This window comes from Pseudomonas sp. WC2401, from assembly GCF_041200115.1.
Taxonomy (GTDB): Bacteria; Pseudomonadota; Gammaproteobacteria; order Pseudomonadales; family Pseudomonadaceae; genus Aquipseudomonas; species Aquipseudomonas fragi.
The window spans coordinates 4,769,540-4,782,473 of sequence record NZ_CP165623.1 but is presented as its reverse complement, the minus strand read 5'-3'; the positions used below and the strand labels follow the sequence as shown (position 1 = coordinate 4,782,473).

General features: G+C 59.0%; 12 protein-coding genes and 1 pseudogene. 9 read left to right on the top strand and 4 right to left on the bottom strand.

All coding sequences use genetic code 11. The annotated features are described in order from the left end of the window. Positions 1-35: 35 nt before the first annotated feature. From AB3G35_RS21940 to AB3G35_RS21930, 3 genes and pseudogenes are all read right to left on the bottom strand, one after another. Entirely contained in the window at positions 36-1,352 is a 1,317-nt protein-coding gene (locus AB3G35_RS21940; protein ID WP_369782140.1) for an MFS transporter, read from the bottom strand. 256 nt (positions 1,353-1,608) lie between these two features. Then, positions 1,609-2,310 (bottom strand): annotated as a pseudogene (locus tag AB3G35_RS21935) (transporter associated domain-containing protein); the annotation flags it as partial. Positions 2,311-2,499: 189 nt separating this feature from the next. Beyond that, complete coding sequence (locus tag AB3G35_RS21930; protein ID WP_016781913.1) at positions 2,500-3,312, bottom strand: inner membrane protein YpjD; 813 nt, start codon at positions 3,310-3,312, stop codon at positions 2,500-2,502. A gap of 208 nt (positions 3,313-3,520) precedes the next feature. On the opposite strand from AB3G35_RS21930, the gene ffh reads away from it, so the two are divergent. The 6 genes from ffh to AB3G35_RS21900 all read left to right on the top strand — a co-directional run bounded on the left by ffh (position 3,521) and on the right by AB3G35_RS21900 (position 7,611). After that, positions 3,521-4,897 (top strand): signal recognition particle protein, encoded by a 1,377-nt coding sequence (ffh, locus tag AB3G35_RS21925; RefSeq protein WP_016781914.1) that lies wholly within the window; start codon positions 3,521-3,523, stop codon positions 4,895-4,897. Positions 4,898-5,146: 249 nt separating this feature from the next. Then, positions 5,147-5,404, top strand: coding sequence for a 30S ribosomal protein S16 (gene rpsP, locus AB3G35_RS21920; RefSeq protein WP_016781915.1), 258 nt, complete (start codon positions 5,147-5,149; stop codon positions 5,402-5,404). A 5-nt stretch (positions 5,405-5,409) separates the two neighbouring features. Further along, positions 5,410-5,949, top strand: a complete 540-nt coding sequence (gene rimM, locus AB3G35_RS21915; RefSeq protein ID WP_048363294.1) for a ribosome maturation factor RimM — start codon at positions 5,410-5,412, stop codon at positions 5,947-5,949. Between the two features lie 2 nt (positions 5,950-5,951). Next, on the top strand, positions 5,952-6,704 hold the full coding sequence (gene trmD, locus AB3G35_RS21910; RefSeq protein ID WP_003440270.1) for a tRNA (guanosine(37)-N1)-methyltransferase TrmD: 753 nt from the start codon (positions 5,952-5,954) through the stop codon (positions 6,702-6,704). A gap of 45 nt (positions 6,705-6,749) precedes the next feature. Then, positions 6,750-7,100 (top strand): 50S ribosomal protein L19, encoded by a 351-nt coding sequence (rplS, locus tag AB3G35_RS21905; protein ID WP_003440273.1) that lies wholly within the window; start codon positions 6,750-6,752, stop codon positions 7,098-7,100. A 97-nt stretch (positions 7,101-7,197) separates the two neighbouring features. Continuing rightward, a complete protein-coding gene (locus tag AB3G35_RS21900) occupies positions 7,198-7,611 on the top strand; it encodes an acyl-CoA thioesterase (protein WP_016781918.1) in 414 nt (137 codons plus the stop codon). A gap of 137 nt (positions 7,612-7,748) precedes the next feature. Here the strand turns inward: AB3G35_RS21900 and AB3G35_RS21895 are convergent, their stop codons facing one another. Continuing rightward, on the bottom strand, positions 7,749-9,548 hold the full coding sequence (locus AB3G35_RS21895; RefSeq protein WP_196883990.1) for a sodium:proton antiporter: 1,800 nt from the start codon (positions 9,546-9,548) through the stop codon (positions 7,749-7,751). A 120-nt stretch (positions 9,549-9,668) separates the two neighbouring features. On the opposite strand from AB3G35_RS21895, the gene xerD reads away from it, so the two are divergent. The 3 genes from xerD to AB3G35_RS21880 all read left to right on the top strand — a co-directional run bounded on the left by xerD (position 9,669) and on the right by AB3G35_RS21880 (position 12,875). Then, a complete protein-coding gene (gene xerD, locus AB3G35_RS21890; RefSeq protein WP_106115756.1) occupies positions 9,669-10,565 on the top strand; it encodes a site-specific tyrosine recombinase XerD in 897 nt (298 codons plus the stop codon). Between the two features lie 136 nt (positions 10,566-10,701). Beyond that, entirely contained in the window at positions 10,702-11,433 is a 732-nt protein-coding gene (locus AB3G35_RS21885) for a DsbC family protein (RefSeq protein ID WP_016781921.1), read from the top strand. A 137-nt stretch (positions 11,434-11,570) separates the two neighbouring features. After that, a complete protein-coding gene (locus AB3G35_RS21880) occupies positions 11,571-12,875 on the top strand; it encodes a homoserine dehydrogenase (RefSeq protein WP_369782139.1) in 1,305 nt (434 codons plus the stop codon). The last annotated feature ends 59 nt before the right edge of the window (positions 12,876-12,934 follow it).

The window sequence follows — 12,934 nt, the reverse complement described above, 5'->3', positions numbered from 1 at the left end:
GCGGGCAAGCCCGCTCCCACAGGTTGAGTGTTTCTTTACGCGACCTTGTTCAGGTCCGCCTCTCTGGTTTCCTTCAGGCACAGCACGGCTATCAGGCTGAGAATCGCTGCGCCCGACACATACCCGCCGACCCAGCTCAAACCGCCCATGCTCACCAGTTTCTGGGCAAAGAACGGTGCCGCCGAGGCGCCGACAATCCCGCCCAGGTTGTAAGCCGCCGACGCACCGGTGTAGCGCACGCGGGTCGGGAACAGTTCCGGCAACAGGGCGCCCATCGGGGCGAATGTCACCCCCATCAGAAACAGCTCAATGCACAGAAACAGCGCCACACCCCAGGTGGTGCCGTGGGTGAGCAGGGGTTCCATCAAAAAGCCGGACAAAATCGCCAGCACGCCGCCAACCACCAGCACCGGCTTGCGCCCATAATGGTCGCTGGCCCAGGCCGACAGCGGGGTGGCCGCCGCCATAAACAGCACGGCAAAACACAGCAGGCCGAGGAAGGTTTCGCGGGTATAGCCCAGCGTGGCAACGCCATAACTCAGGGAAAATACCGTCGAGATATAGAACAGCGCATAACACACCACCATCGATGCCGCGCCCAGCAGCATCGGCGCCCAGTACTGGCTGAACAACTCGACAATCGGCATTTTCACCCGTTCGTGTTGCGCCACGGCCTTGGCGAAGACCGGGGTCTCTTCCAGCTTCAAGCGTACATACAGGCCCACCATCACCAGTGCAGCGCTGAGCAGGAACGGAATGCGCCAGCCCCAGGAACGGAACTGCTCATCGCTCAGGCTCATGGCCAGAATCAGAAACAGCCCGTTGGCCGCCAGAAAGCCGATCGAAGGCCCCAGTTGCGGAAACATGCCATACCAGGCGCGCTTGCCCTTGGGGGCGTTCTCGGTGGCCAGCAATGCCGCGCCGCCCCATTCCCCGCCAAGGCCAAGGCCCTGGCCGAAGCGCAGCACGCACAGCAGGATCGGGGCCCAGGCGCCGATGGTGGCATAGCCCGGCAGCACGCCGATCAGCGTGGTACACACGCCCATCAATAGCAGGGAGGCCACCAGGGTGGATTTGCGCCCGATGCGGTCACCGAAGTGGCCGAACAGGAAGGAACCCAGGGGGCGGGCGAGAAAGGCGATACCGAAGGTCAGAAACGCCGACAGCATTTGTGCGGTGCCGGAGGTCTGCGGGAAAAATACCGGGCCGATGACCAGTGCTGCGGCGGTGGCATACACATAGAAGTCATAGAACTCGATGGCCGTGCCGATAAAGCTGGCCGTGGCTACGCGGGTCGCGGAGTTGACCGGTTTGTCGGGCGTAGCTTCGCTGTAGGTGGTGCTGGAGGTCATGCGTATATCCCTGACAGTTATGAGCTGTGGCCGATGCCTGCCCTTGCGGCGTGACATGGCGAGCAATTTTTATGGTCGTTGGCCCTGAGGGATAACAGGGTGCAAGCGCAGTTCAGGATGGGAACGTACGCAGGTACTGCGTAAAGCAACGCGCCGACAGCGCAGGGTGTGGGTAACACGCGGGTCGGCGAGGCTTGGGTAAGCGAGGAAGATTATAGGGAGGCCCGTTCAAATGTAACAAGACCTTGCGCGGCGATTAAACCGCGGGCTTGACGCTGTTGTGCCAGATCAGCACGCGGCTGACGCGGTTTTCTTCGGTCTGGAGGATCTCCAGGCGATAGCCGCCGATTTTCAGGCATACAGTGGTTTCGGGGATGGTTTCCAGCGCTTCGGTGACCAGGCCGTTGAGGGTTTTGGGGCCGTCGCAGGGCAGGTGCCAGCCGAGGGCCTTGTTCAACTCGCGAATGGAGGCGGCACCATCGACCACATAACGGCCGTCGGGCAGGGGGTCGATATGCGGGTTGTCGATGTTTTGCTCGTCTTCGAACTCGCCGACGATCTCTTCGAGGATGTCCTCAAGCGTCACGATGCCGAGTACTTCGCCGTATTCATCGACCACCACGCCCAGCCGGCGCTGCTGCTTGTGGAAGTTCAGCAGTTGCAATTGCAGCGGGGTGCTTTCGGGGATGAAGTAGGGTTCGTGACAAACGGCCAGCAATGCCTCTTTGGTCAGGCTGGCGTCGGGCAGCATGTGTTGGATGTGGCGGGTGTTGAGGATGGCTTCGACCTGGTTGATGTCGTTGTGAAACACCGGCAGGCGGGTACGCGTGGTCTGGCGCAGCTGTTCGATCAGCTCGTCGATCGGGTCGTCGAGGTTCAGGCCCTCGACTTCGCTACGCGGGATCAGGATGTCATTGACCGTGATGTTGTCCAGCGCATGGATGCCGGACAGCAATGGCGGGCGGCTGCTGGATTGCTCGTCCTGCTGCTGGGGCAGTTCTTCGCGTGGCTGCAGGGCTTGCGCGCGCCTTGCGGCCGCGCCGCGCTTGCCCAGTACATAGCCGACAAGGATGCCGGCTCCAGCAATCAACAGTGCCGAGGCCGCCAGAATCGGCCCGGGGGGCAAGCTATCCATAATTATCGCCCGTCAGATATGCAGTATGTATTCACGAACCAGCTTGCTGCCAAAGTAGGCCAGCATCAGCAGGCAAAAACCGGCAAACGTCCAGCGGATGGCTTTGTGGCCGCGCCAGCCGAGGTGGTGACGGCCCCACAGCAACACGCTGAATACGATCCATGCCAGGCAGGCCAGCAGGGTTTTGTGCACCAGGTGCTGGGCGAACAGATTGCCCAGGAACAGCCAGCCGGAAATCAGCGACAGCGAAAGCAGCGACCAGCCAGCCCAGAGGAAGCCGAACAGCAGGCTTTCCATGGTTTGCAGCGGCGGGAAGTTCTTGATCAGGCCCTTGGGGTGCTTGTGCTTGAGCTGATAGTTCTGCAGCGACAGCAGCAGCGCCTGGAACACCGCAATGGTGAACATGCCATAGGCCAGGATCGACAGCAGGATATGCGCGAGAATGCCCGGCTCTTCATTAATGACCTGAACCGTGCCGGGTGGAGCGAATTCGGACATTAATACCGTCAACATGCCCAGCGGATATAAAAGCAGCAGCAGGTTCTCGACCGGGATGCGTGCGCAAGCAACCAGGGTCACGCTGATAACGGCCACGGCAATCAGGCTGGCCGCACTGAAAAAGTCCAGTTCGAGGCCGGCAGGCGTCATCAGGTGGGTAAACAGGCTGGCGGCGTGGGCGAGCACGGCAAGAATGCCGAGCGTCACCAACAGGCGTTTGTTTGCCTTTGCGCCTTGGCGCAGACAAGAGCCCTGATAGAAGGTCGCAGCGGCATACAAGCAGGCGGCGGCGAGGCTGGGTAGCAAGCTGGGTGACAAGGGGAGCATAAATCCTGTTAGACAAGCCCGAAAGGACTGAGTTTGGCATACAACCGCCTGTACACGAAAGACCACATAAGCCGACGGCATGGTGTCGGAGGCGGCCAGTCTTCGCTATAATCCGCGACCTGCCCACGCCGCAGGCTCGCCGAGCATCAGTTTTACACGGGCTGGGCCGCAATAACCCCGGTCTACTTTGGGCCTGAAAGGATCGCGCATGTTTGAAAATTTAACCGATCGTCTCTCGCAGACGCTGCGCCATGTCACCGGCAAGGCCAAGCTGACCGAGGACAATATCAAAGACACCCTGCGTGAAGTACGCATGGCGTTGCTGGAAGCCGACGTGGCGTTGCCGGTCGTCAAGGACTTCGTCAACGCGGTCAAAGAGCGCGCTGTAGGCACTGAAGTGTCCCGCAGCCTGACGCCGGGCCAGGCGTTTGTGAAGATCGTCCAGGCCGAGCTGGAAAGCCTGATGGGCGCTGCCAACGAGGACCTGGTCCTTAATGTCACGCCGCCAGCCGTTGTATTGATGGCCGGTTTGCAGGGTGCGGGTAAAACCACCACCGCTGGCAAGCTGGCGCGCTTCCTTAAAGAGCGCAAAAAGAAAACCGTGATGGTGGTCTCGGCCGACGTTTATCGTCCGGCAGCGATCAAGCAGCTGGAAACCCTGGCCAATGAGGTCGGGGTTACCTTCTTCCCGTCCGACCTGAGCCAGAAGCCGGTAGACATCGCTCGCGCAGCCATTGCTGAAGCGAAGCTGAAGTTCATCGACGTGGTTATCCTCGATACCGCAGGTCGCCTGCATATCGATGCCGAGATGATGGCCGAGATCCAGGAACTGCATGCGGCCGTCAAGCCTGCAGAAACCCTGTTTGTCGTGGATGCCATGACCGGCCAGGATGCGGCCAACACCGCCAAGGCTTTCGGTGATGCCCTGCCGCTGACCGGCGTGATCCTGACCAAGGTCGATGGTGATGCCCGTGGCGGTGCCGCGTTGTCCGTGCGTGCCATTACCGGCAAGCCGATCAAGTTCATCGGTATGGGCGAGAAGAGCGATGCGCTCGAGCCGTTCCACCCGGACCGTATCGCCTCGCGCATCCTCGGCATGGGCGACGTGCTCAGCCTGATCGAGCAGGCCGAACAGACCCTCGATAAAGACAAAGCCGACAAACTGGCGAAAAAGCTTAAAAAAGGCAAAGGCTTCGACCTCGAAGACTTCCGCGACCAGCTGCAACAGATGAAGAACATGGGCGGCCTTGGCGGCCTCATGGACAAACTGCCGAACATGGGCGGGGTCAATCTGGCGCAAATGGGCAATGCCCAGGGCGCAGCTGAAAAGCAGTTCAAGCAGATGGAAGCCATCATCAATTCCATGACCCCGGCCGAGCGCCGCGACCCTGAGCTGATCAGCGGTTCGCGCAAACGCCGGATTGCCATGGGTTCCGGCACTCAGGTGCAGGACATCGGTCGCTTGATCAAGCAGCACAAGCAGATGCAAAAGATGATGAAAAAGTTCTCCACCAAGGGTGGGATGGCCAAAATGATGCGCGGCATGGGCTCGATGATGCCCGGCGGCGGCATGCCAAAAATGTAATTTACCCGCCCGCACGCTTGCGTGCGGGCAACTCGCAGCAATGCGAGACACCCGGCAAACCCGCACTGTGCGGGAGCTGACCTGTCACCATTCGTGGTGACCTAGTTGCAAGTCTGTACGGCATGCCGATAGGCGCCAGAAAAAGACATTTGCAAAAGTCCGGATATTCCTTAGAATATGCGGCCTTTCGGGCACCTATGCCCGCTGTGCCTTTAGATTTGCAGCACCGACTACAGGAACGATGTTCACATGCTAACAATCCGTCTTGCCCTTGGCGGCTCCAAAAAGCGCCCGTTTTACCACTTGACCGTTACCGACAGCCGTAACCCACGTGACGGTTCCCACAAGGAACAAATTGGTTTCTTCAACCCGGTTGCCCGTGGTCAGGAAATCCGTTTCTCCGTTAAAGAAGACCGCCTCGCCTACTGGCTGAGCGTTGGTGCTCAACTGTCTGAGCGTGTTGCTCAGCTGGTTAAAGAGAACGAAAAAGCTAAGGTTGCGGCCTGAGCAATATGAGCGTGACGCCTGAAACTGCTGATGATTTGATCGTTATCGGCAAAATCTACTCAATTCACGGCGTGCGCGGCGAAGTGAAGGTTTATTCCTTTACGGATCCAATTGATAACCTGTTGGACTACAAAAAACTGACGCTTCGGCGCGGTAATGATGTACGACAGGCAGAGCTGGTCAGTGGCCGTTCTCATAACGGCAAGTTTCTGGTTGTAAAGCTCAAGGGTCTCGATGACCGTGATGAAGCTGGTCTTCTTCGTGAATTCGAAATCTGCGTGCCGCGTAACCTGTTTCCTGAACTGACCGACGGCGAGTACTACTGGTACCAGCTGCAGGGACTGAAGGTGACCAACCTTGAAGGGCAATTGCTCGGCAAGATTGTTGACCTGATGGAAACTGGCTCGAACGATGTCATGGAAGTCAAACCTTGCCCAGGTAGCCTGGATGATCGCGATCGCTTGTTGCCCTATACAGAGCAATGCGTGCTGAGCGTCGACCTTGCCGCTGGCGAGATGAAGGTGGATTGGGATGCGGACTTCTAAGCGTGGCTAAATTGCGCGTAGAAGTGATCAGTTTGTTTCCCGAAATGTTTTCCGCCATCAGCGACTACGGCATCACTAGTCGTGCGGTGAAACAAGGGCTCTTGCAGCTGACTTGTTGGAACCCGCGAGACTACACAACGGATCGACATCACACTGTGGATGATCGCCCATTTGGCGGTGGTCCGGGCATGGTGATGAAGATCAAGCCTCTGGAAGATGCACTGGTTCAGGCCAGAGAAGCAGCCGGAGAGGCGGCGAAGGTGATTTACCTGTCGCCCCAAGGCCGTCAACTGAATCAGTCGGCGGTACGCGAGCTGGCGAATGAGGAAGCATTAATCCTTATTGCAGGTCGTTATGAAGGCATTGACGAGCGTTTTATAGACGCTTATGTCGATGAAGAGTGGTCGATTGGTGACTATGTTCTCTCTGGTGGCGAGCTGCCGGCGATGGTTCTGATTGATGCGGTTACACGACTGCTGCCTGGAGCTTTAGGGCATGCGGACTCCGCGGAGGAAGATTCCTTCACGGATGGTTTGCTGGATTGCCCGCACTACACCCGACCGGAGGTGTATGCGGATCAGCGTGTTCCCGACGTATTGCTTAGTGGCAATCATGCACACATCCGGCGTTGGCGTTTACAGCAGTCCCTTGGGCGGACCTTTGAACGACGCGCCGATCTTCTGGAAAGCCGCTCGCTTTCTGGAGAAGAGAAGAAGCTGCTCGAGGAATACATCCGCGAGCGGGACGATAGTTAACAACGTATCGATGGTAGATCAGTTGATCTACCTTAGGAGCACAGCATGACTAACAAAATCATCCTTGCACTCGAAGCAGAGCAGATGACTAAAGAGATCCCTCCTTTTGCCCCGGGCGACACCATTGTCGTTCAGGTGAAAGTGAAGGAAGGCGATCGTTCGCGTCTGCAAGCTTTCGAAGGTGTAGTGATTGCCAAGCGTAACCGTGGCGTGAACAGTGCTTTCACTGTTCGTAAAATCTCCAACGGTGTTGGCGTAGAGCGTACTTTCCAGACCTACAGCCCGCAAATCGACAGCATGGCTGTTAAGCGTCGCGGTGACGTGCGTAAAGCCAAGCTGTACTACCTGCGCGACCTGTCGGGTAAAGCAGCTCGCATCAAGGAAAAACTGGCTTAAGTCCAGCTTCCCGATGCAGAAAAAAGCAGCCTTCGGGCTGCTTTTTTGTTGCCTGAGATTTGTCAGACCTTTGTCCAGTTGTAGGTAGTTAGTAAGCATGAATTCGCGTGAGCAAGAGATTCAACGCCGTACAGATCTGTCCGTTACACGCATCACCAAAGCGGTATTTCCTTCGACCACCAATCACCACAACACCTTGTTTGGCGGTACTGCGCTGGCGTGGATGGACGAAGTGTCGTTTATTGCCGCAACGCGTTTTTGCCGTCTGCCGTTGGTGACGGTGTCCACGGACCGTATTGATTTCAACCACCCGATTGCCGCTGGCTGCATTGTTGAACTGGTGGGGCGTGTGGTTAAAGTTGGCAACACCAGCCTCAAGGTTGAAGTTGAGGTGTATGTCGAAAGCATGAGTTGCGACAGCCGTGAGCTGGCGATCCAGGGCGTGTTCAGCTTTGTCGCCATCGACGAAGACAAGCGCCCGGTGCCGGTGTTGCCGGGCTTTGCCCCGTAAAGCGGCATTGCGCAGTTTTGTGAGCAGCCCGTTACTTGTGGGAGCCGGCTTGCCTGCGATGCAAGCGCTGCGGTCTGGCTGGCACACCGCAGGGATGCCATCGCGAGCAAGCCCGCTCCCACGAGGAAGGTGAAACTTCAGCCCTGCTGCCTGATCAACGCCAGCAACGTCCACCCGCTGCCTGGTTTCAAATCGCTGTCAGGTGTCACCACATGCACCCAGCCATTGTTGTCGCGGGCGAACAGCAGGGTGAGGCGTTTACCGTGCAGGGCCAGGTAGTCTTCCCAGGTGAAGTTGTCGGTCAGGTTGGTGCTGTACAGCTCGGCTCCCTGGCTCAATTCACTGGCCAGTTGGCCGTAAGTCAGCGCCGGGTTGCCCAGTGCCTGCCCGCGGTATTCATGGCTGGCACGGTGCTTGTCGGTGCGGCGGATCTCCTGGCCATTGGTCAAGGCAAACAGGCGCTGTGGCCCGAACTCATGATGAAAGCGTGCCGCCGCCAGGGTGTTCAGCTCGCCAGAAGGTGACAGCGCGAGCAAGTACCCCAGGCCCACCAGATCAAGATGGCTTTCGGCGTGCTCCGAGGCCGGATTGCCAAAGTAAGTGGGCAGGTTTTCCATACGCGCTGCGCGAATATTCTCCCAGTTGGAGTCCGTCAGCAGCACACGGCTGCCGAGTTGTTGCAGGGCTTTGCCAATGAGCCGGGCAGGGCCATTGGCGCCGACGATCAAAAAGCCGCTGGGCGCGGGCTCTGCCACCTTGAGCAAGCGTGCCAGGGGGCGTGCCGTAGCGCTTTGCAATACCACGGTGCCAATGATCACCGCAAAGGTCAGGGGTACCAGCAGCAGGGCGCCCTGATGGCCCGCTTCATCCAGGCGGATCGCGAAAATTGCTGAAACGGCTGCCGCGACGATCCCGCGCGGGGCAATCCAGGCCAGCAAGGCCCGCTCGCGCCAGTTCAGTTTCGAGCCAAAGGTCGAGAGCACCACGTTCAGCGGCCGGGCAATGAACTGAATGACCAGCAGCAACACCAGCACCACGGGGCCTAGGCCGATCATCGCGTTCAGGTCCAGGCGCGCTGCGAGGAGGATAAACAGCCCCGAGATCAGGAAGATGCTCAGGTTTTCCTTGAAGTGCAGGATGTTGCGCACATCCACGCCTTTCATATTGGCCATCCACATGCCCATCAGCGTGACCGCCAGCAGGCCGGACTCATGCATCACCGTATTGGCGCCGATAAACACGGCCAGCACCGCCGCCAGCGTGGCCAGGCTGTGCAGGTACTCTGGCAGCCACTGGTGGCGTACGATCTGCCCCATGATCCAGCCGCCCACGATGCCAAACAGGCTGCCGCATACAATCACCCCGGCGAAGGTCAGCAGGCTGTGGCTCAGGCCCTCGCCGGTGGCGCTGGCGATAATAAAGCTGTAGACCACCACCGCGAGCAGCGCGCCAATCGGGTCGATCACGATGCCTTCCCAGCGCAGGATATTGGCAATCGACGCCTTGGGCCGCACCACGCGCAGCATCGGCACAATCACCGTAGGCCCGGTGACCAGGGTCAGGGTGCCGAACAGCAGCGCCAGCAGCCAGTCAAAACCCAGCAGCCAATGGGTGGCGAGGGTGATCACCGCCCAGGTCGAAAGAGCACCGATGGTCACCAGGCGATGCACCACAGTGCCGATTTCGCGCCACTCCGACAGGTGCAGGGTCAGGCTGCCTTCAAACAGAATCAATGCCACCGCCAGGGAAACCAGCGGCATCAGCAGGGGGCCGAACAGCTCCTGCGGGTCCAGCCAGCCCAGCACGGGGCCGACCAGGATCCCGCTCAACAGCAAAAACAGGATGGCCGGCAGCTTCAGGCGCCAGGCCAGCCATTGGGAACCCAGGGCTGCGATGCCGATGCCGCCGAAAGACAGCAGAATCTGTTGTTCGGTCATAAGGTCATCCTGTTAAAACTTGGGGTTTATGGCATCCGCCAGCCATGAAAGACTAGCGCTCACTTTTGCAGTTCACTTTTTATTTGTGCGCAGCCTTCGGCCTGTGCGTTTCGAGAGCCAATGCCCGCTATAGACGACCCACTTATCGACCGTTTCCTGGATGCCCTGTGGCTGGAAAAGGGCCTGTCGGACAACACCCGCAACGCGTATCGCAGTGACCTGGCCTTGTTCAATGGCTGGTTGCAGGAGCGCGATATCCCCCTGGCCAGTGCCGGGCGCGAGTTGATCCTCGATCATCTGGCCTGGCGTCTGGAGCAGGGCTACAAGCCACGCTCAACGGCGCGTTTTCTCTCCGGTGCGCGTGGCTTCTACCGCTATCTGCTGCGAGAAAAGCTGATTGCCATCGACCCTACCTTGCAGGTAGATATGCCGCAGTTGGGCAGGCCATTGCCTAAGTCCCTGTCGGAAGCGGACGTTGAGGCATTGCTCGCTGCACCCGACTTGAGTGAGGCCATCGGCCAGCGTGATCGGGCCATGCTCGAAGTGCTGTATGCCTGCGGCCTGCGGGTAACCGAGCTGATCAGCCTGACCCTGGAACAGGTCAACCTGCGCCAGGGCGTTTTGCGGGTGATGGGCAAGGGCAGCAAGGAGCGTCTGGTGCCGATGGGGGAGGAGGCCATCGTGCGGGTTGAACGCTACATGCGCGATGCCCGTCATGAGCTGCTCGGCGGTCGCCCCAGTGATGTGCTGTTCCCCAGCCTGCGCGGGGAGCAAATGACCCGCCAGACCTTCTGGCACCGCATCAAGCATCAGGCCAGGGTGGCCGGGATCGACAAGTCGCTGTCGCCACACACCCTGCGCCATGCCTTCGCCACCCATTTGCTCAATCACGGCGCCGATTTGCGTGTGGTGCAAATGCTGCTGGGGCACAGCGACCTGTCGACGACGCAGATTTACACCCACGTTGCCCGTGCCCGCCTGCAGGACCTGCATGCCCTCCATCACCCGCGTGGCTAGGTGTCTTGCGTCAGTCAGGGTCGGCCATGCAGGCCATCTGTGGTAGGCTTTGCCGGTTTAGAAAGCGCGCCGCCCAAACCCGCTGTTTCAGGACGGGTATCGGGGTTGGCCGCTTTGCCCGTCTTCAGGAGTTCCCATGCGTGTGATCCAGATTTTTGCCGCCGCAGCCATTGCGTTGGTCAGCACCTTCTCGTTCGCCGATACCGGCGCCGAACAAGCCATCCGCAAGAGCCTCGAAACCCTGCAGCTGGATGTGCCGGTCGAGAGCATCAGTGCCAGCCCGTTGGCCGGCCTGTATGAAGTCAAGCTCAAGGGCAGCCGCGTGCTGTACGCCAGTGCTGACGGTCAGTTCATCGTCCAGGGCTATATGTTCCAGCTCAAGGACGGCAAGCCGGTCAACCTGACCGAGCAGGCCGAGCGCGTTGGCGTGGCCAAGTTGATCAATGGTATCCCGGTGGCAGAAACCGTCGTTTACCCTGCCATCGGCGAAACTAAGTCGCATATCACGGTCTTTACCGATACAACGTGCCCGTATTGCCACAAGCTGCACGCCGAAGTCCCGCAACTGAACAAAATGGGCATTGAAGTGCGCTATGTAGCGTTCCCGCGTCAGGGCCTCGGTTCGCCGGGTGACCAGCAGTTGCAGGCGGTGTGGTGCTCCAAGGACAAAAAAGCGGCGATGGACAAGATGACTGATGGCAAAACGGTCGAGGCGCCAAAATGCGCCAACCCGGTTGCCAAGCAGTTCGCCATGGGCCAGTCCATCGGCGTCAATGGCACGCCAGCCATCGTTTTGGCTGACGGTCAGGTGATTCCGGGTTATCAGCCTGCTGCGCAGGTTGGCAAGCTGGCACTGAGTGTTAAATAATCCAGCGTCGTCACGCTAAGCCTGTGACGATCATGGCGGGGCGCTTCAGCTGCCCGGCCATTCATTAGAGAACCGTGGCAATCCACGGTTGTTTTCCACGGCCGACCTTGAGTCGGCCGTTTTATGGGGAGTTCAGCGTGAATCCGGTCAAAGTAGGTATCTGTGGGCTCGGGACCGTCGGTGGCGGCACCTTTAACGTACTAAAGCGTAACGCCGAGGAAATTGCCCGCCGTGCCGGGCGTGGTATCCAGGTTGCGCAAATTGCAATGCGTACGCAAAACCCTCAGTGCGACATTACCGGTACCCCCATTACCAACGATGTATTCGCTGTTGCGACCAACCCTGAAATCGACATCGTTATCGAGCTGATCGGCGGTTACACCATCGCCCGCGAACTGGTGCTCAAAGCCATCGAAAACGGCAAGCACGTCGTGACCGCGAACAAGGCACTGATTGCCGTTCACGGTAACGAAATCTTCGCCAAGGCCCAGGAAAAGGGCGTGATCGTTGCGTTCGAAGCGGCCGTTGCAGGCGGCATCCCGGTGATCAAGGCGATCCGTGAAGGCCTCTCGGCCAATCGCATCAACTGGGTGGCGGGCATTATCAACGGCACCGGTAACTTCATCCTCACCGAAATGCGCGAAAAAGGCCGCACGTTCGAAGACGTGCTGGCTGAAGCGCAAGCGCTGGGCTATGCCGAAGCCGACCCGACCTTCGACGTCGAAGGTATCGATGCCGCGCACAAACTGACCATTCTGGCGTCGATTGCCTTTGGTATCCCGCTGCAATTCGACAAGGCCTACACCGAAGGCATCACCAAGCTGACAACCGCTGACGTGAATTACGCAGAAGCGCTGGGCTATCGCATCAAGCATCTGGGTGTTGCACGCAGCACGGCCAACGGCATCGAGCTACGGGTCCACCCGACGCTGATCCCGGCTGACCGCCTGATTGCCAACGTCAATGGCGTGATGAACGCCGTGATGGTCAACGGCGATGCTGCCGGTTCGACCCTGTTCTACGGCGCCGGCGCCGGCATGGAGCCAACGGCTTCGTCAGTGGTTGCCGACCTGGTGGACGTGGTGCGTGCCATGACCAGCGACCCGGAAAACCGCGTACCGCACCTGGCTTTCCAGCCGGATCTGCTGTCCGATCACCCTATCCTGCCGATCGAAGCGTGCGAAAGTGCCTACTACCTGCGTATCCAGGCCAAGGACCACCCGGGTGTGCTGGCACAAGTGGCGAGCATCCTGTCCGAGCGCGGCATCAATATCGAATCGATCATGCAGAAAGAAGTCGAAGAGCATGACGGCCTGGTGCCGATGATCCTGCTGACCCACCGCGTGATCGAGCAGCACATCAACGATGCCATCGCCGCGCTTGAGGCGCTGCAAGGCGTTGTGGGCCCGGTTGTTCGCATCCGCGTTGAGCATCTTAATTAATCAAGAGCTGCAAGCTACAAGCTACAAGCGGCAAGCAAGAGCCAGATTGCATTTTTCTT